Annotated in this window: 23 protein-coding genes; 18 read left to right on the top strand and 5 right to left on the bottom strand. The window is 61.8% G+C overall.

What is annotated here, in order from left to right; all coding sequences use genetic code 11:
* Window positions 1–26: 26 nt before the first annotated feature.
* Together MQW79_RS02740 and rnd are read right to left on the bottom strand one after the other, a co-directional pair.
* The gene (locus MQW79_RS02740) at window positions 27–332 is read right to left on the bottom strand and encodes a nucleotidyltransferase family protein (protein WP_476586685.1); all 306 of its coding nucleotides are present in this window, start codon (window positions 330–332) and stop codon (window positions 27–29) included.
* A gap of 40 nt (window positions 333–372) precedes the next feature.
* Window positions 373–1542: a ribonuclease D gene (gene rnd / locus MQW79_RS02735; protein ID WP_476586684.1), complete on the bottom strand. Its 1170-nt coding sequence runs from the start codon at window positions 1540–1542 to the stop codon at window positions 373–375.
* A gap of 183 nt (window positions 1543–1725) precedes the next feature.
* Between rnd and aspS the strand changes: the two genes are divergently transcribed.
* The 15 genes from aspS to MQW79_RS02660 all read left to right on the top strand — a co-directional run bounded on the left by aspS (window position 1726) and on the right by MQW79_RS02660 (window position 18607).
* Entirely contained in the window at window positions 1726–3513 is a 1788-nt protein-coding gene (aspS, locus tag MQW79_RS02730; protein ID WP_476586683.1) for an aspartate--tRNA ligase, read from the top strand.
* 146 nt (window positions 3514–3659) lie between these two features.
* Entirely contained in the window at window positions 3660–5258 is a 1599-nt protein-coding gene (locus MQW79_RS02725; protein ID WP_476586682.1) for an EAL domain-containing protein, read from the top strand.
* A 180-nt stretch (window positions 5259–5438) separates the two neighbouring features.
* Window positions 5439–7724: an NADP-dependent malic enzyme gene (locus MQW79_RS02720; protein WP_476586681.1), complete on the top strand. Its 2286-nt coding sequence runs from the start codon at window positions 5439–5441 to the stop codon at window positions 7722–7724.
* Complete coding sequence (locus MQW79_RS02715) at window positions 7721–8011, top strand: Dabb family protein (RefSeq protein ID WP_476586680.1); 291 nt, start codon at window positions 7721–7723, stop codon at window positions 8009–8011. Before MQW79_RS02720 ends, MQW79_RS02715 begins: the two co-directional genes overlap by 4 nt.
* Before the next feature lie 51 nt (window positions 8012–8062).
* Window positions 8063–9034 carry a ribose-phosphate diphosphokinase gene (locus MQW79_RS02710; protein ID WP_476586679.1) on the top strand — a complete coding sequence of 324 codons (972 nt, stop codon included), beginning with the start codon at window positions 8063–8065 and terminating at the stop codon, window positions 9032–9034.
* Window positions 9035–9091: 57 nt separating this feature from the next.
* Window positions 9092–9490, top strand: coding sequence for an FtsB family cell division protein (locus tag MQW79_RS02705; protein ID WP_476586678.1), 399 nt, complete (start codon window positions 9092–9094; stop codon window positions 9488–9490).
* Between the two features lie 113 nt (window positions 9491–9603).
* Window positions 9604–10623 carry a pyruvate dehydrogenase (acetyl-transferring) E1 component subunit alpha gene (gene pdhA / locus MQW79_RS02700; RefSeq protein WP_476586677.1) on the top strand — a complete coding sequence of 340 codons (1020 nt, stop codon included), beginning with the start codon at window positions 9604–9606 and terminating at the stop codon, window positions 10621–10623.
* Window positions 10624–10631: 8 nt separating this feature from the next.
* A complete protein-coding gene (locus MQW79_RS02695) occupies window positions 10632–11024 on the top strand; it encodes a hypothetical protein (protein ID WP_476586675.1) in 393 nt (130 codons plus the stop codon).
* Between the two features lies 1 nt (window position 11025).
* Window positions 11026–12417: a pyruvate dehydrogenase complex E1 component subunit beta gene (locus MQW79_RS02690; protein WP_476586674.1), complete on the top strand. Its 1392-nt coding sequence runs from the start codon at window positions 11026–11028 to the stop codon at window positions 12415–12417.
* 11 nt (window positions 12418–12428) lie between these two features.
* Window positions 12429–13790, top strand: coding sequence for a pyruvate dehydrogenase complex dihydrolipoamide acetyltransferase (locus MQW79_RS02685; protein ID WP_476586673.1), 1362 nt, complete (start codon window positions 12429–12431; stop codon window positions 13788–13790).
* Between the two features lie 11 nt (window positions 13791–13801).
* Window positions 13802–14449, top strand: coding sequence for an SGNH/GDSL hydrolase family protein (locus MQW79_RS02680; protein WP_476586672.1), 648 nt, complete (start codon window positions 13802–13804; stop codon window positions 14447–14449).
* A gap of 23 nt (window positions 14450–14472) precedes the next feature.
* Entirely contained in the window at window positions 14473–15912 is a 1440-nt protein-coding gene (gene lpdA, locus MQW79_RS02675; RefSeq protein WP_476586671.1) for a dihydrolipoyl dehydrogenase, read from the top strand.
* Between the two features lie 159 nt (window positions 15913–16071).
* Entirely contained in the window at window positions 16072–17112 is a 1041-nt protein-coding gene (locus MQW79_RS02670) for a Gfo/Idh/MocA family protein (RefSeq protein ID WP_476586670.1), read from the top strand.
* A gap of 95 nt (window positions 17113–17207) precedes the next feature.
* Window positions 17208–18161, top strand: coding sequence for a lipoyl synthase (lipA, locus tag MQW79_RS02665; protein WP_476586669.1), 954 nt, complete (start codon window positions 17208–17210; stop codon window positions 18159–18161).
* Between the two features lie 2 nt (window positions 18162–18163).
* Window positions 18164–18607 (top strand): type II toxin-antitoxin system RatA family toxin, encoded by a 444-nt coding sequence (locus tag MQW79_RS02660; protein ID WP_476586667.1) that lies wholly within the window; start codon window positions 18164–18166, stop codon window positions 18605–18607.
* Between the two features lie 488 nt (window positions 18608–19095).
* Here MQW79_RS02660 and MQW79_RS02655 read toward each other — a convergent pair whose 3' ends face one another.
* The gene (locus MQW79_RS02655) at window positions 19096–19596 is read right to left on the bottom strand and encodes a CinA family protein (protein WP_476586665.1); all 501 of its coding nucleotides are present in this window, start codon (window positions 19594–19596) and stop codon (window positions 19096–19098) included.
* Entirely contained in the window at window positions 19596–20786 is a 1191-nt protein-coding gene (locus MQW79_RS02650) for a bifunctional 2-C-methyl-D-erythritol 4-phosphate cytidylyltransferase/2-C-methyl-D-erythritol 2,4-cyclodiphosphate synthase (protein WP_476586663.1), read from the bottom strand. The genes MQW79_RS02655 and MQW79_RS02650 overlap by 1 nt, the downstream gene beginning before the upstream one ends.
* 180 nt (window positions 20787–20966) lie before the next feature.
* Here MQW79_RS02650 and dusB point away from each other — a divergent pair, with 180 nt between their 5' ends.
* From dusB to ntrC, 3 genes are read left to right on the top strand one after another with little or no spacing between them, the layout of a single operon-like run.
* Window positions 20967–21968, top strand: a complete 1002-nt coding sequence (gene dusB / locus MQW79_RS02645) for a tRNA dihydrouridine synthase DusB (RefSeq protein WP_476586662.1) — start codon at window positions 20967–20969, stop codon at window positions 21966–21968.
* The gene (locus MQW79_RS02640) at window positions 21965–23104 is read left to right on the top strand and encodes a two-component system sensor histidine kinase NtrB (RefSeq protein WP_476586661.1); all 1140 of its coding nucleotides are present in this window, start codon (window positions 21965–21967) and stop codon (window positions 23102–23104) included. The genes dusB and MQW79_RS02640 overlap by 4 nt, the downstream gene beginning before the upstream one ends.
* Window positions 23101–24549: a nitrogen regulation protein NR(I) gene (gene ntrC / locus MQW79_RS02635; RefSeq protein WP_476586660.1), complete on the top strand. Its 1449-nt coding sequence runs from the start codon at window positions 23101–23103 to the stop codon at window positions 24547–24549. Before MQW79_RS02640 ends, ntrC begins: the two co-directional genes overlap by 4 nt.
* Here ntrC and MQW79_RS02630 read toward each other — a convergent pair.
* Window positions 24546–25448, bottom strand: a complete 903-nt coding sequence (locus MQW79_RS02630) for a DMT family transporter (RefSeq protein ID WP_476586659.1) — start codon at window positions 25446–25448, stop codon at window positions 24546–24548. The two genes, ntrC and MQW79_RS02630, sit on opposite strands and share 4 nt — an antisense overlap.
* Window positions 25449–25486 lie beyond the last annotated feature (38 nt).

Below are 25486 nucleotides of genomic sequence, written 5' to 3'. Positions count from 1 at the left end.
CAGGCGATAGATCGTTCGCCTCGTCATCAAAACACCGAAACTAAATCGGGTTTAGTTTCCTCTACGAAGCTGTCGTCCAAACTCCGCTTCATAAAGATGTTGGCCGGAAGTCCGGTGCCGTCCTCGACGATATGGCCGATGCCAACGATCTTGAGCATCGAGAATGGTCGGGTATCGTCAACCTCGATCATCAAGTCGATGTCACTTTCAGCGGTATTGTCGCCGCGCGCCCTTGAGCCAAACAGCGTCATGTGGCGAACACCGTCCCGCTCCAATGCCGGACGTAGTTGCCTCAGTCGAGTCACCAAATCTTCTCGCGCCACATTCTGCATGTGGGGAATATAGCATGCGGGCAGCGCTTTACTACCTAGCCTATTCGGCCGCTTCGGCCTGGTTGACCGAGAATTCCACCACGCCCTTGCGCGTAGCGATCAGGCCGATGCGGCCATGCTTGATGGCCAGGGCCTTTTCGCCGAAGAGCTTGCGGCGCCAGCCCTTGAGCGCGGGGACATCAGCATCGTCGTCGAGCACCAGGGCGTCGATCTCGTCGGATGTGGCAATGATGCGTGCTGCCACGCCGTGCTGTTCGGCGACGGCCTTGAGCAGGACGCGCACCAGGTCGCCGACGGCACCCTTGGGCGAGGGGCCGCGATACCGTTCAGGCATGTCGGGCAGGGCGGCCTTGGGCAGGGCCTCGACTTCCTTGAGGAGCGCCATGATTTCGCCCGCGGCGCTTGAACGCCCGAAGCCGCGCGGAACGGCGCGAAGTTTTTCGAATGCTTCCGAGGTCAGCGGGCGCTGCGTGGCCAGTTCGCCCAGCACGTCATCCTTGAGGATGCGGCTGCGCGGCTGGTCGGTGTCCTGGGCCTTCTGTTCGCGCCACCGCGCCAGAACCTGCAAAGCCGCAAGATCCCGCGGGCGGTTGAACTTCATCTTGAGCCGTTCCCAGGCCTGTTCCGGCTGGACGACATAGGTGTCGATACTGCGCAGGGTGGTCATTTCGTCTTCGACCCAATCCCAGCGGCGCGTCTGTTCGACCTGCTTGCGGAGCTCGCGATAGATGTCGCGCAGATAAGTAACGTCGGCAATCGCGTAGGTGCGCTGCTTTTCGGTGAGGGGACGAGCCGACCAGTCGGTAAAGCGCGAAGACTTGTCGAGTTCGACCTTGCAGATGGCGCGGACCAGACTGTCATAGGACGCGCTATCGCCAAAGCCGCAGACACTTGCGGCCACCTGGGTGTCGAAGATGTTGTGTGGCACGGCGCCGGTCAGCTTGACGAAAATTTCCACATCCTGCCTGGCAGCATGGAAAACCTTGGTCACATTGGGATTGGCGAGGAGCTTGAAGAAGGGCGCGAGTTTGATGTCGGGTGACAGCGGATCGATCAGCACGGCTTCATCATCGGTGGCGACCTGAATCAGGCACAGGCGCGGCCAATAAGTGGTTTCGCGCAGGAATTCGGTATCGACCGTCACAAATTCGAACTTGGACGCGCGCTCGCAAAATTCGGCAAGCTCATCCGTGGAAATAATCAGGTCCATACTGATACCGTCTCAAAATCGTCAACATTCTTCCTAGCAGGTGCGGCGCGTTAGCTCCACCTTCGATTTCCCTTGCGGTAAAGGCCCGAAAGCCGATATGCCCCGGCTGCTTGACAAGCGGGGACTGCCATGCGCTTTTCCCGCCCGAGATTCCGGCCTTTTTCCAGCTTTTTGAGATCTGACATGACCCTTCATCGCTATCGATCCCACACCTGTGGCGCCCTCACGGCGGGCGATGCGGGCAATAATGTGCGTCTTTCGGGCTGGGTGCATCGCGTGCGCGATCACGGCGGCCTGCTGTTCATCGACCTTCGCGACCACTACGGCATCACCCAGTGCGTGATCGATCCCGATTCCGCCGCCTTTGCGACGGCTGAAAAGGTGCGCTCGGAATGGGTGCTCAAGATCGACGGTGAGGTGAAGCTGCGCGACGCCGCTGCGGTGAACCCGAACATTCCGACCGGCACGATCGAAATCTTCATTCGCGATATAGAGGTTCTGTCCTCGGCCAAGGAATTGCCGTTGCCGGTGTTCGGCGATGCCGAATACCCGGAAGATATCCGCCTCAGGTATCGCTTCCTCGACCTGCGTCGCGAGAAGCTGCACGCCAATATCGTCAAGCGCACGAAGATCATCTCGGCGATGCGCTCCGGCATGGGTGAGGCAGGTTTCACCGAGTTCTCGACCCCGATCCTGACGGCCTCGTCACCGGAAGGCGCGCGCGATTTCCTGGTGCCCAGCCGTATCCATCCGGGCAAGTTCTTCGCGCTGCCGCAGGCGCCGCAGCAGTACAAGCAGCTATTGATGGTGGCGGGCTTCGACCGCTATTTCCAGGTTGCGCCGTGCTTCCGCGACGAAGATCCGCGCGCCGACCGCCTGCCAGGCGAGTTCTACCAGCTCGATCTCGAGATGAGCTTCGTCACGCAGGAGGACGTCTGGTCGACGGTCGAACCGGTTATGACCGAAGTTTTCGAAAAGTTTGCTGACGGCAAGCGCGTCACCAGGAACTGGCCGCGCATTCCCTATGACACGGCGATCCGCAAATATGGTTCGGACAAGCCGGATTTGCGCAACCCAATCGAAATCCAGGGCGTGACCGAGCATTTTGCCGGTTCAGGCTTCAAGGTCTTCGCCAACCAGATCGAGGCCGACCCGAAGGTCGAAGTCTGGGCGATTCCGGCGAAGAACAAGGCCGGCGCCGAGCCGATCGGTCGCGCCTTCTGTGACCGCATGAATGCCTGGGCGCAGGGCGAAGGTCAGCCGGGTCTTGGCTATATCTTTTTCAAGGACGGTGCCGGTTCGGGCCCGATCGCCAAGAACATTGGCGAGGAACGCACCGCTGCGCTCAAGGCCCAGCTTGGCCTCGATGACGGCGATGCGGTGTTCTTCGTCGCCGGTCGCCCGGACAAGTTCTACAAGTTTGCCGGTGAAGCCCGCACCAAGGTCGGCACCGACCTGGATCTGGTGGACAAGGACCAGTTCGCACTGTGCTGGATCGTCGATTTCCCGTTCTACGAGTGGAGCGAAGAGGAAAAGCGCCTCGACTTCGCGCACAACCCCTTCTCCATGCCGCAGGGCGGTATCGAGGGCCTCAATGGTCCCGACCCGCTCTCGCTCAAGGCCTACCAGTATGACGCGGTCTGCAACGGGTTCGAAATCGCCTCCGGGTCGATCCGTAACCAGGAGCCGGAGACCATGGTCAAGGCGTTCGAGTTGACCGGCAAGTCGCGCGAGGAAGTGGAAGAGCAGTTCGGTGGCCTCTACCGTGCCTTCCAGTACGGTGCCCCGCCGCATGGTGGCGCTGCCTTCGGGATCGATCGCATCGTCATGCTGCTGTGCGGCGTGGCCAACCTGCGCGAAATTACCGCCTTCCCGATGAACCAGCAGGCCGAAGACCTGCTGATGGGCGCGCCGAGTCCGGCTTCGCCCAAGCAGCTGCGCGAGCTGGGTGTGCGCATCAGCGTCCAGTAAACCGGGCATTCAGAGCTTTTGGAGGGGCGTCCGAGAGGGCGCCCTTTTTTCATTCCTCAGTAAGCGATGGTTAAACAGCGTTAACGACCCATTAAAACTTAGCTTGCTAGTCAGGTAGGCAAGATTTTCCGGGTTCGGATTCGCAGGTGAAGTCCAAGTTCTCTCATGTGCTGATGCTGGTGGGCGCCATTCTGGCGTTTGTGCCCATTGTTGCCGTGGATTACCTGCTCGATGCATATGTGCAGTATCGCGAAAAAGCGTATGCACAACAGTATGTTGAAGCACTAAGTTCACATATCAATGCAAGCGCGATGGATGGCGTCACGGCGCTTCGGCAGGTGATGGCGGCCAGCCCGTCCCTGTGTACACCAACCTTCGTGACCAATGCGCAGACCGCCATCGAAGCGAGTCTCAATCTGAAGCAGTTCCTCGTCGAGAACCTCGATGGGGTGCAGTATTGCGATGCCTATGGCCGCATGGTGAACCAGTCGCCACTCTCCCAGCCCTTGCCAATTCCCGGTCTCACCGAGACCATGACGGTGGTGAAGCTTGGTGACATGGCCATGCCTGCGATCAAGATTACCCAGACCTTTGGTGAAACACGGCGTGTGTCGTCCTTCGTGCCCTTGCTGGGCCAGTCCGAGACGACGCTGACTGAAACGCTGCGCGACGCGGCCATGATGCGGGTCACGCTTACCAATGGCCTTTCCATCGTGACGGTCGGGGACCCCTCGGGGTTCGATCGGCGTGCGACCAGTGCGGACTATATCAGTGCGCAGGGCTATGCGGGGCAGTTTCCAATCAAGGTTGAGTTTGCAGTGCCATTTGCCATGGCACGGGCAGGCTATGCTGACCTCGATGTGGTGTTTACGGTCATCGCCTGTATTTCCAGCGCCGTCTTCCTGCTGCTCAACCTGAGCTATGTGCGGCGCTCGCGTGTGCCAGCCTTCGATCTGGAGCGGGCAATCGAGCGCAATGAGATCAAGCCCTATTACCAGCCGGTCATTCATCTGCGGACTGGGGAGCTGGTCGGCTGCGAGGTGCTCTGCCGCTGGGAAAAGCGCAATGGGCAGGTGATCCCACCTGGCGCATTCATTGACTATGCGGAGGTAACTGGCCTCGCCATTCCCATGACCGTATCGCTGATGCAGCAGGTGCGGAACGACCTGGGCGAATTGTCGAAGACGATGCCCAACATGAAGATTTCGATCAATCTGTTCGAGGGTCATTTCCGCGACGTTGGGATTGTCGAGGACGTGCAGGCCATTTTCGGGCAATCGCCGATCAACTTCCGGCAGCTGGTGTTCGAAATCACCGAACGCCGCCCGCTGAACAATTCCATGACCACGACCAGCGTGATCTCGGGCCTCCATGCGCTTGGCGCCAGGTTGGCCATGGACGATGCAGGCACCGGTCACTCGAACCTGGCCTATCTGGCGACGCTCGGTGTCGACGTCATCAAGATCGACCGCATTTTCGTGGACATGATCAAGCCGGGCACCACGCAGGTGCCCGTGCTGGACGGGCTCATCGCCATGGCCAAGGACCTCGATTGCGAAATCGTCGCGGAAGGCGTCGAGACCGAAGAACAGGCGCTCTACCTGCGGTCACGTGGGGTTCTCCATGCGCAGGGCTATATCTTTGCGCCGGCGCTCAAGGTCGGCGCGTTCAAGGAGCTGGCCATGGCATTGCACGCTGCGAGCAATCCGCAGCCGCGCCTCGAAGTGGTCGCATCCGCCGCCTGACCGTCGCCGCATCGGCCAAGTTTCCACCCTGTCTGTCGCTGGCCTGTCATCGAAAACGATGCCGGGCGCGTCGTGCCGTAATTTCGCCGCCGACTCGACGGCTTGGGCTAATCCGGCCTTTTCAATCCAACTGATTGATGGCACCAACGCGTGCAATGGACTGCCCGGGGAGAGAATTTCGTGTCGACCGATATCAATGAACAGCGCAAGGCCCTTCGCGACGCCGCGCTGCATTTCCATGAATTCCCGAAACCCGGCAAGCTTGAAATCCAGCCCCTCAAGCCCCTGGGCAACCAACGCGACCTGGCGCTTGCCTATTCGCCTGGTGTCGCCGCGCCCTGCGAAGAGATCGCCCAGAACCCTGAATCGGTTGCGCGCTACACGTCGCGCCAGAACCTTGTTGCCGTAATTTCAAACGGCACCGCCGTGCTGGGCCTCGGAAATATCGGCGCCCTGGCGTCGAAGCCGGTCATGGAAGGCAAGGCGGTTCTGTTCAAGAAGTTCGCCGGCATCGACGTGTTCGATCTCGAGATCGATGAGATCAATCCGCAGAAATTCATCGACGCTGTGGCGCCGCTCTGGCCGACCTTTGGCGGCATCAATCTCGAGGACATCCGCGCGCCGGATTGTTTCGAGATCGAGGAGACGCTGCGCGAGCGCATGCCGATCCCGGTATTCCACGACGACCAGCATGGCACGGCCATCATCGTGGGCGCGGCCGTTCTCAATGGTCTTGAACTGGCCGGCAAGAAGATCGAGGACGTCAAGATCTGCACATCAGGGGCAGGGGCCGCGGCCATTGCCTGCCTCAATGTGCTGGTGGCGCTCGGTGCCAAGCACGAGAATATCTGGGTTGCCGACAAGGATGGTCTGGTGACCCACAAGCGCAATGACGTCAATGACAAGTGGCGCGGCCAGTTCCGCCGTACCAGCGAAGCCACGACACTGGCCGAAGTGATCGACGGCGCTGACGTGTTCCTGGGGCTTTCGGCTGCCGGCGCGTTGAAGCCGGAAATGCTCGAAAAGATGGCGCCGCGTCCACTGATCCTGGCCCTGGCCAATCCCAATCCGGAAATCATGCCCGAAGTGGCCAAGGAAACGCGGCCGGATGCCATGGTCTGCACCGGGCGGTCGGACTATCCGAACCAGGTCAACAACGTCCTCTGTTTCCCCTTCATCTTCCGCGGCGCGCTCGACGTGCATGCGACCACGATCAACGAAGAAATGAAACTGGCGGCGGTGCGGGCCATTGCCAAGCTGGCGCATGAGCCGGGGCTGGAAGTGTCGCCCTCGGGCGCGCCGGCCGTTTATGGGCCCGAGCACATCATTCCCAATCCGTTCGACCAGCGGCTGATCCTGCGCATTGCGCCGGCCGTGGCGCGTGCGGCAATGGATTCAGGCGTCGCCAAGAAGCCGATCCTGGATTGGGATGCCTATCTCGACAGTCTCAATCGCTTCGTTTTCCGTTCTGGCCTCGTGATGAAGCCGATCATCGATCGGGCGCAGGGGCAGGGGAAGCGCATTGCCTTTGCCGATGGTGAGGACGAACGCGTCCTGCGCGCGGCGCAGGTGCTGCTCGAAGAGGGGATTGCTCGCCCCATTCTCATCGGCCGTCCGGCCGTGCTGGAAGCACGCATTGAACGCTTTGGCCTTTCCATTCAGCCCGGCCGCGACTTTGAGGTGATCAACCCCGAAGACGACCCGCGCTACCGCGACTATGTGAGCCTCTTCCATCAGTTGGTGGGCCGGAACGGCGTGACTCCGGACACGGCCCGCACCATCGTACGCACCAATACCACGGTCATCGGCGCCCTGGCGGTGAAGCGCGGCGAGGCCGATGGACTGCTCTGCGGCCTGCAGGGTCGCTACATCAAGCATGTGCGCGATATCCGCTCGATCATTGGCCTGCAGGACGGTGTCACCGAGGCTTCGGCCATGTCGATGCTGATCATGCCACGCGGCGCGTTCTTCCTGACTGACACCTATGTCAGTCAGAACCCCAGTGCCGACGAGATCGTCTCGATCACCCTGCAGGCGCGTGACCACCTCAAGCGTTTCAATATCGAGGCCAAGGCGGCGCTGCTGAGCTATTCGAATTTCGGATCGCGCGATGGCGACAGCGCTTACAAGATGCGTGAAGCCTATGCCAAACTGAAGGCAATTGCGCCCGATTTGATCGTCGAGGGCGAAATGCAGGGCGACCTGGCGCTGAACCAGTCGCTGCGCGAACGCTACATCCCCGAAACGGTCCTCAAGGGCGAAGCCAACCTGCTGGTCTTCCCGGATCTCGACGCGGCGAACCTTTCGATGACGCTGCTCAAGGAAATGAACAATGCCCTCGCCGTCGGTCCGATCCTGATGGGCATGCAGGCGCCGGCACATATCCTCGCGCCGTCGGTGACCAGCCGCGGCATTGTCAACATGGCGGCCATCGCAGCCAATGAAGCCCTGGGAGCTGCCAAGTGATCCGGCATACCGTCGTCTTTACGCTCAAGCATGCGGCAGGGTCGGTTGAGGAGAAGGCGTTTCTGGACGCCGCCCTGATCCTGGAGGCTATTCCGGGCGTGCAGAAGTTCGAGCGGCTGCGCCAGGTGAGCCCGAAGGCGGACTATGCCTTTGGCTTTTCCATGGAGTTTGCCGACCAGGCCGCCTATGACGGCTACAATGTTCATCCTGACCACGTGGCCTTCGTGGAGGGCCGCTGGATACCTGAAGTCGCACGCTTCCAGGAGATCGATTACATTGCGCTTTGACGCCTGAAGGGGTAAGAGCGGGCACCGCAGCCAGAAGCCGAGGACCCGGTCATGAACCAGATTGCTGTGTTCAGTGGTGGTGCGCATCCTGACCTGGCCAGGGAGATTTGCGCGGAACTTGACGTTCCGCTGCTTCCAACGCGGGTCAAACGCTTTTCCAATGACTGTATCGAAGTGCAATTGCAGGCCAATTGCCGCGAGCAGGACGTGTTCCTGGTGCAGACCTTCAGCGCGCCGGTGCAGGATCACCTGACCGAGCTGCTGCTGATGCTGGATGCGGCCCGGGGTGCTTCGGCGGCCCGGATCACCGCCGTTATTCCGCACTATGCCTATGCGCGATCCGACAAGAAGGATGCGCCGCGCATTTCTATCGGTGGCCGCCTCGTTGCCGATCTGCTCAAGACTGCCGGTGCCGACCGGGTCCTGACCATGACGCTGCATTCGCCCCAGGTGCATGGTTTCTTCAGCGTACCGGTGGACCACCTGCATGCTCTGCACGAGCTGGCGGCGCATTTCCGGCAGCATGATCTATCCAACACGGTTGTGGTGTCACCTGACCTTGGCAATGCCAAGACGGCTGCCGCCTTTGCCCGATCCCTGGGTCTTCCGGTCGCAGCAGGCGCCAAGGAACGTCTTTCCGACACACAGGTCCGCATCTCTGCCATCATCGGGGAGGTCCGCGGCCATGACGTCATCGTGCTGGACGATGAAATCGCCAGCGGCGGTTCAATCCTCGAACTGTTGAAACACCTCAGGGCGAATGGCGCGCGTTCGGTGCGCATTGCCTGTACGCATGGTATTTTTGCGGGCAATGCGGTGGCCAGGCTTGCGGCCGAGCCCGATGTCACAGAGATCGTCTGCACCAATACCTTGCCCAATGCGCTCCGGCACAGGGATCCAAAGCTGACGGTGCTGTCGGTCGCGCCGGCCTTGGCCGAGGCGATGCGGCGGATCAACAATGGCGAGTCAGTCAGTGCACTTTTTGCCGAGGACGCGCATCCGCACCGTGCAGCGGCGGAATAGGAAACGGGGTATTAATCCCTTGTCTGGCATTGTCGGCCATCTCGAACTGGTTTGCCCATGCCCACCCGTCTCAAACGTCCTCCATTCTGGCGTCCCCTGGCCCTCACGGTCACGCTGCTTGGCTTCCAGGGCTATCTGGGCTATTCGGCCATTTCCGGTCAGTTCGGCATTGCCAGCCGCAAGGAAATCCTCGCCGATATCGAAGTGCTGCAGGATCGCAGCGCTGCGTTGCAGGCGGAGATCGACGCTTTCGAGCATCGTGTATCGCTCATGAATCCACGCCATATCGACCCCGATATCGTGATCGAGCGGGCGAGGGCGCTGCTCAACATGGCTCATGCCGACGATATTCTGGTGATGGTGAATCCGGAAACCGGTCAACCAATTTCTGGTCAATTCGTAGAATTAATCGACGATCAGTTAATCTCGATTATCGAAGCGGATTCAACGCTTTAAGTTTAAAGTTACACTGCCGAAGGGGCAATGTTATTGCTCCTGCGCTTGCAGTATCATGCGCAAAGTGGCCTGATGGCCCGGCGGCAAATCCCCCGACCCAAGCGGAGTGTAGAATGGCGCGCAAGGCGACGGCCACCAAGGCCAAGACGCAGCCCAACGTCCCCCAGTTCACCGATGAACAGGATCTCGAAGCATTCCGCGAAATGCTGCTGATCCGCCGGTTCGAGGAAAAGGCCGGGCAGATGTACGGCATGGGCCTGATCGGTGGCTTCTGCCACCTCTATATTGGCCAGGAAGCGGTCGTCACCGGCATTACCATGGCCTCGGAGAAGGGCAAGGATTCCCAGATCACTGGTTATCGTGACCACGGCCACATGCTGGTCATGGGCCTCGACCCCAAGGGCGTGATGGCCGAGCTGACCGGTCGCCAGGGTGGCCTGTCGAAAGGCAAGGGCGGCTCGATGCATATGTTCTCCAACGAGCACCGCTTCTATGGCGGCAACGGCATCGTGGGCGCGCAGGCGTCACTGGGCACGGGCCTTGCCTTTGCATCGAAATATTCGGGCGACGGTTCGGTGGCGATTGCCTATTTCGGCGATGGCGCGGCCAACCAGGGCCAAGTCTATGAGAGCTTCAACATGGCCAAGCTCTGGAACCTGCCGGTCGTCTATGTGATCGAAAACAACAAGTATGCCATGGGCACCTCGATCGAGCGCGCTGCCGCGACGACCGATTTTTCCATGCGCGGCGCCTCGTTCAACATCCCGGGCGAGCAGGTCGACGGCATGGATGTGCGCATGGTCTACGATGCCGCCCAGCGCGCCATCGAACATGCCCGTTCGGGCAAGGGCCCATACATCCTGGAAATGCTGACCTACCGCTATCGCGGCCACTCCATGTCCGACCCGGCGAAGTATCGCTCCAAGGATGAAGTGACCAAGTATCGCCAGGAACGCGACCCTATCGAGCAGGTGCGTGCGCGCCTCATTGAAAGTGGCAAGGTGACCGAAGAAGATCTCAAGGCGATCGAGACCGAAATCCGCGCCATTGTCACCGAAGCGGCCGATTTTGCGACCAACGATCCGGAGCCGGCTGCGTCGGAACTCTGGACCGACATCACCATCGAAGCCTGAGGCCGCAGATGACCATCCTGCTTGGCGTCGTCCTGCTGTTTGCCGCCCTGTCGGCGGTTCTGGCCGCGGTGCAGGCCTCGGCGATCAGCCGGTTGACGCCGGCGGGCCAGTGGCGCGGCTGGCTGTTTGGCTGGTGGCGCTTTGCCGAGATTGAACAGCGCGCCGGTCTTGCCGGTGAGGCGCAGGCCGCGATCTACAAGCGCGCCGTGATTGCCGCCGTGGTTTTCGTGATCCTCGGCCTCATCCTCAGCGGCTGGGCGGTCAATGAACGTCCCAATGGGTCTGCCCAGGCGGGGCCCAAGAAATTCAACGGCTGGCGTGTCGACACCGTCGCCTATTTCCCCAATTCCCTTCTCCGCCCTGTGGCCCCCACGCCCGGCGCGTTTTCCGTGGAGAGCTGATATGCCTCAAATCCTCATGCCTGCCTTGTCGCCGACGATGGAAGAAGGCAAGCTTGCCAAGTGGGTCGTCAAGGTTGGCGACAAGGTGAAGTCCGGCGACGTGCTGGCCGAGATCGAAACCGACAAGGCGACGATGGAAGTCGAGTCAGTCGACGAGGGCACGGTCACGGAAATCCTCGTTGCCGAAGGCACCGAGGGGGTGAAGGTCAATACGCCCATCGCCCTGGTGCTGGCGGAAGGCGAAAGCGCCGGTTCGGCTGCTGCGCCTGTTGCGGAGACGGCGCCCGAGCCCGCCGAAGCGCCCGTCGTGCCGGCCGAGAAGGCTGCTGCCTCGGCGCCTGCTGCTGCCGTTCCGGCTGCACCCAAGTTCGAGCCGCAGGCCGATCCGGACCTGCCCGAAGGCGTCGAAATGGTCGAGATGACCGTGCGCCAGGCGCTGAACGAGGCCATGGCCGAAGAACTGCGCCGCGACAAGGACGTCTTCATCATGGGTGAAGAAGTCGCCGAATATCAGGGCGCCTACAAGATTACCCAGGGCCTGCTGCAGGAATTCGGCAAGGACCGCGTTATCGATACGCCGATCACCGAGCATGGTTTTGCCGGTCTTGCCGTCGGCGCAGCTTTTGCCGGCCTCAAGCCGATCGTGGAATTCATGACCTGGAACTTTGCCATGCAGGCAATCGACCAGATCATCAACTCGGCCGCCAAGCAGCTCTACATGTCGGGTGGCCAGGTGACTGCCCCCATGGTGTTCCGTGGCCCGAACGGTGCTGCGGCCCGCGTCGGCGCGCAGCACAGCCAGGACTATTCGGCCTGGTACAGCCATGTTCCGGGCCTCACCGTCATCGCGCCCTATAGTGCCGCCGACGCCAAGGGCCTGCTCAAGGCCGCGATCCGTTCGCCCAATCCGGTGGTCTTCCTCGAGAACGAAATCCTCTACGGCTCCACCGGCCTCGTGCCCAAGGTCGATGATTTCGTTCTGCCGATCGGCAAGGCCCGCATTGCCCGCAAGGGTGCGGACGTGACCATCGTCTCGTTCTCTATGGGCATGCGCTACGCGACCCAGGCGACCGAAAAGCTGGTTGCTGCCGGCGTCGATGTCGAACTGATCGACCTGCGCACCCTGCGTCCGCTCGACATCGACACCGTCATCGAGTCGGTCAAGAAGACCGGGCGCCTGGTAACGGTCGAAGAGGGCTGGCCGCAGAATGGCATCGGCTCGGAAATTTCGGCCCAGGTGATGGAGAAGGCCTTCGACTATCTCGATGCGCCCGTGCTCCGCGTCACCGGCAAGGACGTGCCCATGCCCTATGCCGCCAATCTCGAAAAGCTGGCGCTGCCCAACGTTGATGAAGTGATCGCGGCGGTCAACGCCGTGACCTATCGCTCGTAAGGAGACAAGGGATGCCAATCGATATTACCATGCCGGCGCTCTCTCCGACGATGGAAGAGGGCAAGCTTGCCAAGTGGCACGTCAAGGAGGGCGACTCTGTCTCCTCCGGTGACGTGATCGCCGAGATCGAAACCGACAAGGCGACCATGGAAGTGGAAGCCGTGGACGAAGGCAAGATCGGCAAGATTCTCGTGGCCGAAGGCACGGACAACGTGAAGGTCAATGCCGTCATCGCCGTTCTCCTGCAGGAAGGCGAGGATGCCTCGGCAGCGAGCGCGCCGAAGCCCGAAGCGCCCAAGGCGGAGACTCCAAAAGCAGAAGCGCCGAAGGCTCCTGCGCCAGCCGCCGCTCCGGCTCCCGCCGCCAGCAACGCAAATACCGGCTCGAGCGCTCCCGCACCCAAGCCCGCTGCGGCCCCGGCCAAGGCAGAAGGCGGCAAGGTGTTTGCCTCGCCGCTTGCCCGTCGCCTCGCCAAGGAAGCGGGTATCGATGTTGCCGCCATTTCCGGCACCGGTCCCAAGGGCCGCGTAGTCAAGTCGGACGTGGAAGCCGCCAAGTCGGGCAAGGCGCCGCTCAAGGCTGCCGCAGCCCCTGCTGCCGCCGCTTCCGGTGGTGGCGCGGTGTCGTCCGGCATGAGCAAGGCTCAGGTGTTGGCCCAGTTCGAGGAGGGCACCTACGAAATCGTCCCCAATGACGGCATGCGCAAGGTGGTGGCGGCCCGCCTCACCGAGAGCAAGCAGTCGGTGCCGCATTTCTACCTGACGCTCGATTGCAAAATCGATGCGCTGATGGCTGCCCGCGAGCAGATCAATGCTGCCGCGCCCAAGAACAAGGAAGGCAAGCCGGCCTACAAGCTGTCGGTCAATGACTTCGTCATGAAGGCCTGGGCCATCGCGCTGCAGCGTGTGCCTACCGCCAATGCGACCTGGGCCGGGGACTCGATCCTCTACCACAAGCGTTCGGATGTCGCGGTTGCCGTTTCGGTGCCGGGTGGCTTGTTCACCCCCGTGGTCAAGAGCTGCGATACCAAGTCGCTGCGCGAGATTTCGGATGAAGTGAAGGATCTGGCGACCCGCGCCCGCAACAAGAAGCTGGCGCCCCACGAATACCAGGGCGGTTCGTCCTCGGTTTCGAACCTCGGCATGTTCGGCATCAAGCACTTTGCTGCCGTGATCAACCCGCCGCATGGCACGATCCTGGCTATCGGTGCCGGCGAAGAGCGCGTCTATCCCGAGAATGGGCAGATCAAGATCGGCCAGTTCATGACCGCGACGCTCTCCTGCGATCACCGCGCCGTCGATGGTGCACTGGGTGCGGAAGTGCTGGGCGTGTTCAAGGGCCTGATCGAAAACCCGGTGATGATGCTGGCCTAGGGGCAGGGCGCATGAAGACCATTCTCGCCTATGGCGACAGCCTGACCCATGGCGCGGACCCTGGTGGTGGCCCGCGGCATGCCTATGAGCATCGCTGGCCGACGACTCTCGAAAAGGGTCTTAGCGGCAAGGCCCGCGTGATTGCAGAAGGTCTTGGCGGTCGCGCCACGGCCTATGACGATTGGACGGCGGCAGCGGACCGGAATGGTGCGCGCATCCTCCCGACGCTTCTCGATAGCCACAAGCCGCTCGACCTCGTCATCATCATGCTGGGCACCAATGACCTCAAGCCCTTCGTGGCCGGGACGGCAGCCTATGCCGCCCGGGGGGCGCGGCGGCTCATCGAGATAACGCGGGGCCACTTTGCCGGCACTGGCGAAGCCGCGCCGCAGATCATCCTCGTGTCGCCGCCGCATGTCGTGCCGACGACCAATGAAAACATGCTGAGTAATTTCGGTGGTCTCGACCATCTCCTGGCCGAGTCGCAGGACTTTGCCCGCCACTATCGCCGCCACGCCGAGGAAACCGGCGTGCATTTCTTCGACGCCGCCACGGTCGCCAAGGCCGATCCGCGCGACGGCGTGCATCTCGATCCGGCCAATACCGCCGCTATCGGCGAGGGCCTTGTGCCGCTCGTCAAATCCGTTCTGGGTCTCTGACCCGAAATACTCTGGAGGCCCAAATGGCTGACCAATACGATCTTCTCGTCATCGGCGCCGGTCCCGGCGGCTATGTCGCCGCCATCCGTGGTGCCCAGCTGGGCATGAAGGTGGCCATTGTCGAGCGCGAGCATATGGCCGGCATCTGCTCGAACTGGGGCTGTATCCCGACCAAGGCGCTGCTGCGCTCGGCCGAAATCTACGGCCATATGGGTCATGCCAAGGACTATGGCCTGACCGCCGAAAAGTTCGGCTTCGACCTCGACGGCATCGTCAAGCGTTCGCGCGCCATTGCGGCGCAGATGAACAATGGCGTGCAGTTCCTGATGAAGAAGAACAAGATCGACATCATCTGGGGCGAGGCGACCATCACCAAGCCGGGTGAAATCAAGGTTGTTCCGAGCAAGAAGCCGATCGTGCAGCCGCAGGGCCCGGTGCCCAAGAACGCGCTGGGCGAGGGGACCTACAAGGCCAGGAACATCATCATCGCCACCGGTGCGCGCCCGCGGGTGCTGCCCGGTATCGAGCCGGATGGCGACAAGATCTGGACCTATTTCGAAGCGCTGAAGCCGACCGAAATGCCCAAGAGCCTCGTCGTCATGGGTTCGGGCGCCATCGGCATCGAGTTCGCCTCCTTCTACCGCTCGTTGGGCGCCGAGGTGACCGTCATCGAACTGCTGCCGCAGATTCTGCCGGTGGAAGATGCCGAAATTTCGGGTCTCGCCCGCAAGCGCCTTGAAAAGCGCGGCATCAAGTTCCTCACCGAAGCCAAGGTTGCCAAGGTCGAAAAGACTGCCTCCGGCGTCGTGGCGCATGTCGAGACGAAAGATGGAAAAACTCAGCAGATTGCTGGAGACAAGCTGATTTCGGCCGTCGGCGTGCAGTGCAATATCGAGGGCCTGGGGCTCGATACGGTCGGTGTGAAGACCGAGCGTGGCGCCATCGTCATCGATAACTATGGCGCGACCAATGTCGCCGGTATCTGGGCCATCGGCGACGTCGCCGGCCCGCCGATGCTGGCGCACAAGGCCGAGCATGAAGCCGTCATCACCGTCGAGAAGATCGCCGGCCTCAAGGTCCACGGCCTCGACAAGTCCAAGGTGCCCGGCTGCACCTATTGCGAACCGCAGGTGGCGAGCGTCGGCCTGACCGAGGCCAAGGCCAAGGAAGCCGGTCGCGAAATCAAGGTTGGCCGCTTCCCCTTCGTGGGCAATGGCAAGGCGATTGCCCTGGGTGAGCCGGATGGGCTGGTGAAGACCATTTTCGACGCCAAGACCGGCGAACTCCTTGGCGCCCACATGGTTGGCGCGGAAGTGACCGAACTGATCCAGGGCTTTGTGGTGGCGATGAATCTCGAAACCACCGAGGAAGACCTGATGCACACCATTTTCCCGCATCCGACGCTCAGCGAAACGATGAAGGAAAGCGTGCTCGACGCCTATGGACGCGCGTTGAATATCTGATCAACGACGTCGTCTACACACACGGTGTCATCCCGGCGAAGGCCGGGATCCACTCTCAGGGCCCTCAACACTCGGAAAGCTCCCAGCATGGATTCCGGCCTTCGCCGGAATGACCCGGTGAGAGTGAACAGGGTGCGGCCAAGACAAGGAGTTATCCACATGGTCAAGGCAATACAGATCGGGCTGGGACACTGGGGTTTCAGCTGGTCCAAGGATGTTATCCCCAATGTTCCCACTGTCGAGATGGTGGGCTATGTGGATACCAATCCCGAGGCCACGAGCCGGGTGCAGGCTGAGTTGGGGATTGACCCGAAACTCTGCTTTTCCAGCCTCGAAGATGCCGCCAAACACACTGACGCGACGCTGGCGCTCTGCACGTTGCGCACTGAAGCGCATTACCCGGTCGTGAAGCGGTGCCTCGAGCTTGGCTACAATGTGCTGGTGGAGAAGCCCTTCACCACCACCATTGCCCAGGGCAAGGAACTGGTGGCCCTCGCCAAGGCGCAGGGCAGGGTGCTGATGGTGAGCCAGAACTATCGCCATCAACCGGCGCCGATTGCGGCTTCGGAGCTGATTGCCGCGGGCAAGTTCGGGGCGCTCAATATGGTGTCGATCGATTTCCGGCGCCATGGTCCGAGCCAGGGCTATCGCTATTGGGACATGCCCGATCCGCTCCTGGCCGATATGTCGATCCACCATTTCGATCTCATGCGTTTCGTGCTTGGCGACGAGCCGGTTCGCCTCTCGTGCCGCACCTGGAACCCGCCGGGAAGCCCGTTCCGCTACGACCCGAGCGGCGTGGCCACCATCGAATTTTCCAAGGGAACCGTGGTGTCATACCGCGCCAGCTGGATGAATTCGGGTCCGGTGACACCGTGGGCCGGCGAATGGGTCATGGATGGCGCCGAAGGCCAGATCGCCTGGAGCTCGCGTGATCATTTCCGCGACAAGGCCGGCCCGGATGTGCTGACCCTGTTGGCGCTCGATGGCAAGGCGGAGAAGGTCAAGCTCGATCCGGTGACATTCGCCGACCGCAAGGGCACGCTCAATGCCATTGCCGGCGTGCTCGACACCGGTGTGGTGCCACGTGGCTTCAGCTCGGGTGAAGACAACCTGGGGTCCCTTGCCTTGGTGCAGGCGACAATCCTGTCGGCGTCGCGCGGTGGCGACTGGGTCGAGATGAAGGAAATCATGGGGTAGTCGGCGGCCTGCATGGCTGCCAATCACCCATAAGGCCGGGTTGAACCGGCCGTCCAAGGGAGCGATATAGGGGCAAATCCCCAGTCAGGACTGACATGGTCACGCTCATCGACAATTCTGCGGCCAAGCCGCGCCACCCCGAAAAGGCCAACCGGCCCGACAGCATCGTGCTGCGCAAGCCCGACTGGATACGGGTCAAGGCGCCGGGTTCGCCGGTCTACAAGGAAACCCAGCAGATCGTGCGCGAGAACAATCTCGTCACCGTCTGTGAGGAAGCCGGTTGCCCCAATATCGGTGAATGCTGGAGCAAGAAGCACGCGACCATGATGATCATGGGCGAGATCTGCACCCGCGCCTGCGCCTTCTGCAATGTGCGCACCGGCCTGCCGACCGCCCTCGATCCGTTCGAGCCGGAAAATGTCGCCAAGGCCGTCGAAAAGCTCGGACTGGAGCATGTGGTCATCACCTCGGTGGACCGCGATGACCTGGCCGATGGCGGCGCGCAGCATTTTGCCGACGTGATCCTGGCCATTCGCGCCCGCAACCCGAAGACGACGATCGAAATCCTGACGCCGGATTTCCTGCGCAAGGACGGCGCGCTCGAAGTCGTGGTCGCGGCCAAGCCGGATGTGTTCAACCACAATCTCGAAACCGTGCCCTCTAAGTATCTCAAGGTCCGTCCGGGCGCCCGCTATTTCCACTCGATCCGGTTGTTGCAGCGGGTCAAGGAACTCGATCCGACCATCTTCACCAAGTCCGGCATCATGGTGGGCCTGGGGGAAGAGCGGAACGAAGTGCTCCAGCTCATGGACGACCTGCGTTCGGCCGAAGTCGACTTCCTGACCATCGGCCAGTACCTGCAGCCGACGAAGAAGCACTATCCGCTGCAGCGCTTCGTGACGCCCGAGGAGTTCAAGTCCTTCGCCACCGTGGCGACCTCCAAGGGTTTCCTGCTGGTCTCGTCCAGCCCGCTGACTCGATCGTCCCACCATGCCGGTGAGGACTTCGCGCGCCTGCGGGCCAACCGCATGGCCAAGCTCGGGCACTAGGGATGAAGCGTTTCTTCGAGAGGCATGTGAAGCATCTGCCGCAGCGGATGTATGAGATCGTCGCCGATCTCAACGACTATCCGCGTTTCATTCCGAACTGCCAGGCCATGCAGGTGCGCCCGGACCCGGCCGCAGGTGCTAAGGATGTGCGCCTGGCGCGCATGACCATATCCTTTGGGCCGATCACTCAGGCCTATACCAGCCGCGTGACGCTCGACCCGCAGGCCCTGACGATCCGGGCAAAGGCCGTGGACGGGCCGTTCTCCCATCTCGACTCCGTCTGGAGTTTTGAACCCGAGGGGCAGGGGACCCGCGTGCGGTTCGAGATCGACTTCAAGATTTCCAACCCTCTGATCGCCGCTGTTGCCGAACCGGCCTTTGCGGCTAAGCAGGAGGAAATCATGCGCGCCTTCTGTGACGAGGCGGATCGCAGGTTCGGGGGATAGCTCGGAGGTCCGGCCGCACCCTCCTGTCCTCCCCCGTTTACGGGGGAGGGGGACCGCCGATAGGCGGCAGAGGGGGGCAACAAGCACCGGGCCATTCGTCATCCGCACACTCAGCGCCCGCCGCTCCCCTTTCCACCACGCTTTGCGTGGTTCCAACTGCCAAAACTTATCCCCGCTCCATCGTCATCCCGCATACTCCCCTCATCAACCGGGCAAAGATGGAGTTGCAACGATCAACTGCCCGGTGACAGTCGGGAGGGCTCTGAATCGTTACGGAGCCTGTGTCCGGAGATGGGTTCGTGGCAGTAATGCCCCCCTAGTGAAACTCCCTGCAAGCATGCCCGACGCCCCGAGACGGAAACCGTCTCAGATTTAAACTGCTCAGAGGCGATTGCCGTCTCGGGGCGCCATCAACGACCGCAAACCCGGAGGTCCATTGACCGTCCGACACTTCGGCACGCCGCGGCGCTGCGGAAGGTTCTTTGAAATTAAGCCTGGTCGCTGGTCAGCACTTGAAGCACCAGGTCCAGCGCGGCTTCGACCGTCGCCTTGCGAATGGCGTCGCGCCCGAGGTCACCAAAGCGGTGCTCGATGACAACGGTCGCCAGTTCAGAAGACACTGCGACATAGACCAGTCCCACGGGCTTCTTCTCGCTGCCGCCATCCGGTCCGGCAATGCCAGTGACGGCAACAGCAAAGTCGACACGCGCCGTGTTGCGCGCGCCGTCGGCCATCGCACGCGCCACCTGGTTGCTGACCGCTCCATAGTCCGCGATCAGCCGCGGCTGCACCTGGATCATGCGCGATTTGGCTGAATTTGCGTAAGTGACATATCCGCCATAGATGGCCGCCGAAGCGCCGGGAATGTCGGTCAGGGCCGAAGCGATCATGCCACCAGTGCAGCTTTCAGCCGTCACGATGGTTTGCTTGCGCTCAGTGAGGATGTCGATGATCTGCTTGCCGGCAGATGGTTTTTCCTTTGTTGCCATCAGTTGGACCTCGGCACTTCCACGCTGGCACTGGCCATCGACACGATACCTTCCTCCCGCCCGATGAACCCGAGCTTCTCATTGGTCGTCGCCTTGACCGCCACGCGATCCGCCGAGATGCCGAGCGTTTCGGCAATGGCGGCGCACATGGCCGGGACGTGAGCAGCAATCCTCGGCGCTTCGGCGACAATTGTCACGTCCAGATTGACGATCCGGCCACCGCGCTTTTTCACCAGTTCGCCAGCATGGCGGAGGAAGACTGTGGAGGCCGCTCCCTTCCATTGCATGTCGCTGGGCGGGAAGTGTGTGCCGATATCGCCCTCGCCGATGGAGCCCAGGATTGCGTCCGTCAGAGCGTGCAGGGCGACGTCGGCATCGGAATGACCCTGAAGCTTCGCATGGTGCGGAATTTTGACCCCACACAGCCACACACCGTCGCCGGGCGCGAAGGGATGCACGTCATAGCCGGTACCAATGCGGGTTTCGAAACCCAGATCTGCCATGAGAATGCGCTCCGCTCGGGTGAAGTCTTCGGGATGGGTGATCTTGATATTGTTGCGGTCGCCTTCCACCATGGCGACGCGCAGGCCTGCCCATTCGGCGATTTCGGCGTCGTCGGTGAATTCCCGGCGGACCGAGCCGGCCCGCATATGGGCCGAGAAAATCTGACCGAATCGGAAACCCTGGGGGGTTTGTGCAGCGAAGAGCTGCCGCCGGTCTTCGGTCTTGATGACGATGTCGCCCTCAAGCGAACGCTTGATCGTATCGGTCACCGGCAGTGTGGGCAGGGCGCCATCATGACCGTCCAGTGCTGCTATGACGCGGTCGATAACAGCCAGGGTCACGAAGGGGCGGGCGGCATCCTGGATGAGCACCCGATCAGGCCGCAGCGGCGCGAGCACCTTGAGCCCTTCGAGGACCGAGGACTGACGGGTTTCGCCGCCGTGGGCGGCCGGCAGCAGGCGCGCATCCGACAATCCGAGTGCCGCATAGCGCTCGGCATGATCGGCATGAATCACGGGGAGGACGTGCGAGATCCGTTCGTCGCTCAGGAAGCTGGCAATGGTGCGCGCAAGGATAGGTGTACCGGCAACAGGCCGGTACTGCTTGGGCTCGCGATTACCATCGGTACCAGCGCGCTCGCCTTTACCGGCTGCGACAATGATGACGGCTATGGATTTTGGACGCATGGGGATATAGGCACTTCGCAGCAGAAACCGTCACATGGATAGGGTCTAGCTCCCGTGCCGCCATGCGGCAAGAGCAGGGCTGATTTCCGCTGTTGCGGCACTGCGTAGCGGTTGCACGGCCAATGAAAATGATTATTGTGCGGGCACCGTCGCCAAATTGAACATTTCTGGGGCAGATCGTTGGAAGTCAGTGCCTTCGCATTGAGCATCGGAGGGCATGCCATACGCAATCGCGCCTTCCTGGCGCCGATGGCTGGCATAACCGACCGGCCGTTTCGGGAAATCGCGGAGCGTTTCGGTGCCGGACTTGTCGTGTCCGAAATGGTCGCCAGCTCGGCGCTCACCACCGGCCACGAAGGCATGGTACGCAAGCTGACCCGCGCCGGTTCGCTGCCGCATGTGGTGCAACTGGCCGGGTGCGAGACGCAATGGATGGCCGAGGGGGCACGCATCGCCGATTCTGCCGGCGCTGACATTATCGACATCAATTTTGGCTGCCCCGCAAAGCGCGTGACCAATGGCTATGCCGGTTCGGCGCTGATGCGGGTGCCGGACCAGGCTCTCGCCATTGTCGAGGCGGTCGCGGGCGCGACCAGCAAGCCCGTCACGGTCAAGATGCGTCTAGGCTGGGACGATGACAGTCTCAACGCCCCGCAGATTGCCAGGCTCGCAGTGAGCGCAGGTGCGCAGATGATTACCGTGCATGGCCGCACGCGACAGCAGTTCTACAAGGGCTCGGCGCGCTGGGCGCCGGTCCGCGAAGTGGTTGAGGCCGTCGATGTGCCGGTCGTCGTCAATGGCGACATTGTCGATCTGGCCTCGGCCCGGCAGGCACTCAGCGAATCCGGCGCAGCGGCCGTCATGCTCGGCCGCGGCGCGCAGGGCCAGCCCTGGCGTGTCGGGCAGATCGGCGCGGGACTGGCGGGGCAAACGGCCCCCGATGCTCCCTTGGGCGCCGAACTGGCAGAGCTGGTGCGACAGCATTACGAGGACATGCTGATCGACTACGGTACCGAGGTGGGATTGCGCGCCGCGCGCAAGCATCTCGACTGGTATGCCGAGGCGGCGCAGCTCGACCTCGACAAGCCGACGCGCAAGGCCTTGCTCGACAATGAAGATACCAAATCGGTGCTGTCCCTGATCGGCACCCTGTTTTCCGGTGACTGGAGGAGTGCGGCGTGACGACTGCCGTTCTTGACGACGTGGACTCGCTTCCGGCCCGGGCCGTGTTGCAGGCCTTGCCGCAACCTGTTCTCGTCCTCGACGAGAACCGGGGCATCCTGTTCGTGAACTACGCCGCCGAGGCCTTTTTCGGGGCGTCGATGAGCGTGTTGACACGCCAGTCTCTCGATGACCTCATTGCCTTCGGTTCGCCCATCATTTCGCTGGTGGAAACGGTCGTGCAGCGGCGAGCGCCGATGACCGAGTATCGCGTGCGCGTGGGTTCGTCCCGTTTTGGCGACGAACGTATCGCCGACGTGTTTGCCAGCCCGATCTCGGATACTGACGGCCGGGTTGCAGTGCTGATCCAGGAACGCACCATGGCCGACAAGATCGATCGGCAGATGGTGTCGCGCGGGGCGGCGCGCTCGGTAACGGGCCTGGCCTCCATGCTGGCCCACGAGATCAAGAACCCGCTCTCGGGCATCCGGGGCGCAGCGCAATTGCTCGAGCAGACCATCCCACCCGAAGAGGTGCCGCTGGCGCGACTGATCCGCGAAGAAACCGACCGCATCGTTGGATTGATCGACCGGGTGGAAGTCTTTGGCGACGAGCGTCCCATGGAACGCGAGCCGATCAACATCCACGTCGTGCTGGATCGCGTTAAGCTGCTGGCCCGCAACGGCGTGGCGCGCGGCATTACCTTCCACGAGGAATATGACCCGTCGCTGCCGCCAGTCTTTGGCAATCGCGACCAGCTCATTCAGATCTTCCTCAATCTGATCAAGAACGCTTCCGAAGCTCTTGAAAGAACACAGAAACCAGAGATCAAGCTGACGACGGCCTTCCGTCCTGGCATTCGCATCAGCGTGGCCGGCGTTGCCGAGCGTATTTCGCTGCCGCTCGAGATTGTCATCGAGGACAATGGCCCTGGCGTGCCGCCGGACATCCTTCCGTTCCTGTTTGATCCCTTTGTCACCACCAAGACCAATGGCTCGGGCCTTGGCCTGGCGCTGGTGGCCAAGATCGTGGGTGACCATGGCGGCGTCATCGACTGTGACAGCCGTCCCGGGCGCACCCGTTTCCGCATCCTGCTGCCTGTGGCCAGCGGTGCCTTCCAGACTCCCGCCGACGCCGAAGAGGGTTCGACGATATGAGCCATGTGGTTCTGCTTGCCGATGACGATGCCGCAATCCGCATGGTGCTCAACCAGGCGCTGACGAGGGCTGGCTACGAGGTTCGGCCGACGGGCAACATCTCGACCATGTGGAACTGGGTCAGCCGCGGGGAGGGGGACATTCTCATTACCGACGTGGCCATGCCCGATGGCAATGCCTTCGAGGTGATGCCCAAGATCAAGAAGCTGCGGCCTGAGCTGCCGATGATCGTGATGAGCGCGCAGAATACGTTCATGACGGCCATCCGGGCTTCCGAGGTCGGCGCCTACGAGTATCTGCCCAAGCCGTTCGACATCACCGAAGTGCTCTCCGTGGTGGCGCGGGCCCTGGCCGATGCAAAGAAGCCGAACAATGCCGAACGCAAGGCCGAAGAACCCGGCGAGACCATGCCGCTGGTGGGTCGGTCGACGGCCATGCAGGATATTTACCGCGCTCTTGCCCGCCTGATGCAGACTGACCTCACGGTGATGATCACCGGCGAGAGCGGCACCGGAAAGGAACTGGTGGCGCGTGCGTTGCACGACTTTGGCAAGCGCCGGAATGGCCCATTCGTCGCCATCAACATGGCCGCTATCCCGCGCGACCTGATCGAGGCCGAACTTTTCGGGCACGAGAAAGGGGCCTTTACGGGCGCCAATACCCGCTCGTCCGGCCGCTTCGAGCAGGCAGAGGGCGGTACCCTGTTCCTCGACGAAATCGGTGACATGCCGATGGATGCCCAGACCCGCCTGCTGCGCGTGTTGCAGGAAGGCGAGTACACGATGGTTGGTGGCCGCAGTGCCATCAAGACCAATGTGCGCATCGTGGCCGCTACGCACCGCGATCTCAGCCAGATGATCCGGCAGGGCCTGTTCCGCGAAGACCTCTACTACCGCCTCAACGTGGTGCCGATCCGCCTGCCGCCGCTGCGCGAGCGCATCGACGACATAACCGATCTGGTGCAGCATTTCCTCCGCCTTGCCCAGCGCGAGGGCGAACCGTCCAAGACCATTTCAGCCGATGCCATAAGGCTGATGCAGAACTATTCCTGGCCCGGCAATATCCGCGAACTCGAGAATCTCGTGCGGCGACTGTCGGCGCTCTATGCGGACGAGCAGATTTCAGCGGAAATCGTCCAGAACGAACTCAACATCGTTGACCGTCCTTCGGTGAACAACGCCGCGGGTCCGATGGATATTTCGATGGCCGTTGAAACCCATGTCGGGCAAATGCTGCGTGAGCATGAGCCGAACCTGCCTCCAGCAGGCATGTATCAGCGCGTCATCGACAAGGTGGAAGCGCCCCTGATTGCCATGGCGCTCAATGCCTGTGGCGGCAACCAGATCAAGGCGGCAGACCTGCTCGGACTCAATCGAAACACCTTGCGCAAGAAGATCCGCACACACTCGATCGAGATCGTCAAGCATAGCCGCCGCGGCGGCTAGGGCGCGTCGACCATCTCCCTGCGGTTGCGGTGCTCGCTAAGGGCGAGGGTTAGGCCGGCCGCCACGACCAGGAAGGCACCGATATACACGGTGCTTGCTGGCACTTCGGCCCAGAACAGGTAGCCAAGGACAAAGCTCCAGACGAGAGCGCCGTATTCGACCGTGCCCAACACGCTGGCCGGAACTTTTCGGGCAGCTTCCACCAGCGTAAACTGGCCAAGGCCACCAACCAGGCCGGAGGCAATACAGAGCGCCCATTCCTTCATTTCCATGCTTTGCCAGGCGGGGGCCACGAAAGCGCTCATCAGCGCGACATGGATGAGGTTTTGGGCAAAGACCTGCACCAGGGTGCGATCGCTTTTTGAAATCGTGCGCATGAGGATCATGGCCACGGCCCAGCAGAATGCGGCGGCCAGCACCATCAGCACGGGCCAGTCGAGCGTGAATCCGCTGGGATTGGCCGCAACAACAACGCCAAAGAAGCCGATGGCGGCCCCGCAGACACGTGCCAGGTTCAGTTGCTCCTTGAGGAAGACCACCGCCAGGATGGTCGTCATGATGGGAGCGACATAGTAAAGCGTCGTCATCTCGGCGAGCTGCAGCTCACGGCCGGCGCTGTAATACATCACCCAGGCCGCCAGCGTCATCAGACCGCGCCCCAGGATCAGCATGTGGTTGCGCGAGTGGATGAGGTCCCGCACCAGGCCGCGGCGGCCCATGGCCAGGCAGAGCAGGACCACCACCAGCCCGCGAACGAACAGGATCTGCGCTGCAGTAAGCGAGGCGATGACGCCCTTGATCATGGCATCGTGGACGGAAAATAGCGTGTAGGCACAGATGCCGAGGGCCATGCCGGCAAGGCTGGCGGCTTCGACGCGGGGAGGAGCGAGGGCGGTCAAGGGAGAAGACTCGGAAGGACGACGGTGAATCAGATGCG

This window comes from Devosia sp. Micro-HW1 (genome assembly GCF_056341075.1).
The sequence above is the reverse complement of the archived record's forward strand: the minus strand, read 5'-3'. Positions and strand labels throughout refer to the sequence as shown.

Excerpts from the sequence above, each read along its gene's own strand:
- MQW79_RS02650 (WP_476586663.1), bottom strand. The coding sequence starts at position 20,786 with ATGCGTCCAAAATCCATAGCCGTCATCATTGTCGCAGCCGGTAAAGGC.
- MQW79_RS02695 (WP_476586675.1), top strand. The coding sequence starts at position 10,632 with ATGACCATCCTGCTTGGCGTCGTCCTGCTGTTTGCCGCCCTGTCGGCG.
- MQW79_RS02655 (WP_476586665.1), bottom strand. The coding sequence starts at position 19,596 with ATGGCAACAAAGGAAAAACCATCTGCCGGCAAGCAGATCATCGACATC.
- MQW79_RS02710 (WP_476586679.1), top strand. The coding sequence starts at position 8,063 with ATGAACCAGATTGCTGTGTTCAGTGGTGGTGCGCATCCTGACCTGGCC.
- pdhA (WP_476586677.1), top strand. The coding sequence starts at position 9,604 with ATGGCGCGCAAGGCGACGGCCACCAAGGCCAAGACGCAGCCCAACGTC.
- MQW79_RS02680 (WP_476586672.1), top strand. The coding sequence starts at position 13,802 with ATGAAGACCATTCTCGCCTATGGCGACAGCCTGACCCATGGCGCGGAC.
- MQW79_RS02705 (WP_476586678.1), top strand. The coding sequence starts at position 9,092 with ATGCCCACCCGTCTCAAACGTCCTCCATTCTGGCGTCCCCTGGCCCTC.
- aspS (WP_476586683.1), top strand. The coding sequence starts at position 1,726 with ATGACCCTTCATCGCTATCGATCCCACACCTGTGGCGCCCTCACGGCG.
- lipA (WP_476586669.1), top strand. The coding sequence starts at position 17,208 with ATGGTCACGCTCATCGACAATTCTGCGGCCAAGCCGCGCCACCCCGAA.
- MQW79_RS02660 (WP_476586667.1), top strand. The coding sequence starts at position 18,164 with ATGAAGCGTTTCTTCGAGAGGCATGTGAAGCATCTGCCGCAGCGGATG.
- rnd (WP_476586684.1), bottom strand. The coding sequence starts at position 1,542 with ATGGACCTGATTATTTCCACGGATGAGCTTGCCGAATTTTGCGAGCGC.
- MQW79_RS02670 (WP_476586670.1), top strand. The coding sequence starts at position 16,072 with ATGGTCAAGGCAATACAGATCGGGCTGGGACACTGGGGTTTCAGCTGG.
- ntrC (WP_476586660.1), top strand. The coding sequence starts at position 23,101 with ATGAGCCATGTGGTTCTGCTTGCCGATGACGATGCCGCAATCCGCATG.
- MQW79_RS02690 (WP_476586674.1), top strand. The coding sequence starts at position 11,026 with ATGCCTCAAATCCTCATGCCTGCCTTGTCGCCGACGATGGAAGAAGGC.
- MQW79_RS02685 (WP_476586673.1), top strand. The coding sequence starts at position 12,429 with ATGCCAATCGATATTACCATGCCGGCGCTCTCTCCGACGATGGAAGAG.
- MQW79_RS02740 (WP_476586685.1), bottom strand. The coding sequence starts at position 332 with ATGCAGAATGTGGCGCGAGAAGATTTGGTGACTCGACTGAGGCAACTA.
- lpdA (WP_476586671.1), top strand. The coding sequence starts at position 14,473 with ATGGCTGACCAATACGATCTTCTCGTCATCGGCGCCGGTCCCGGCGGC.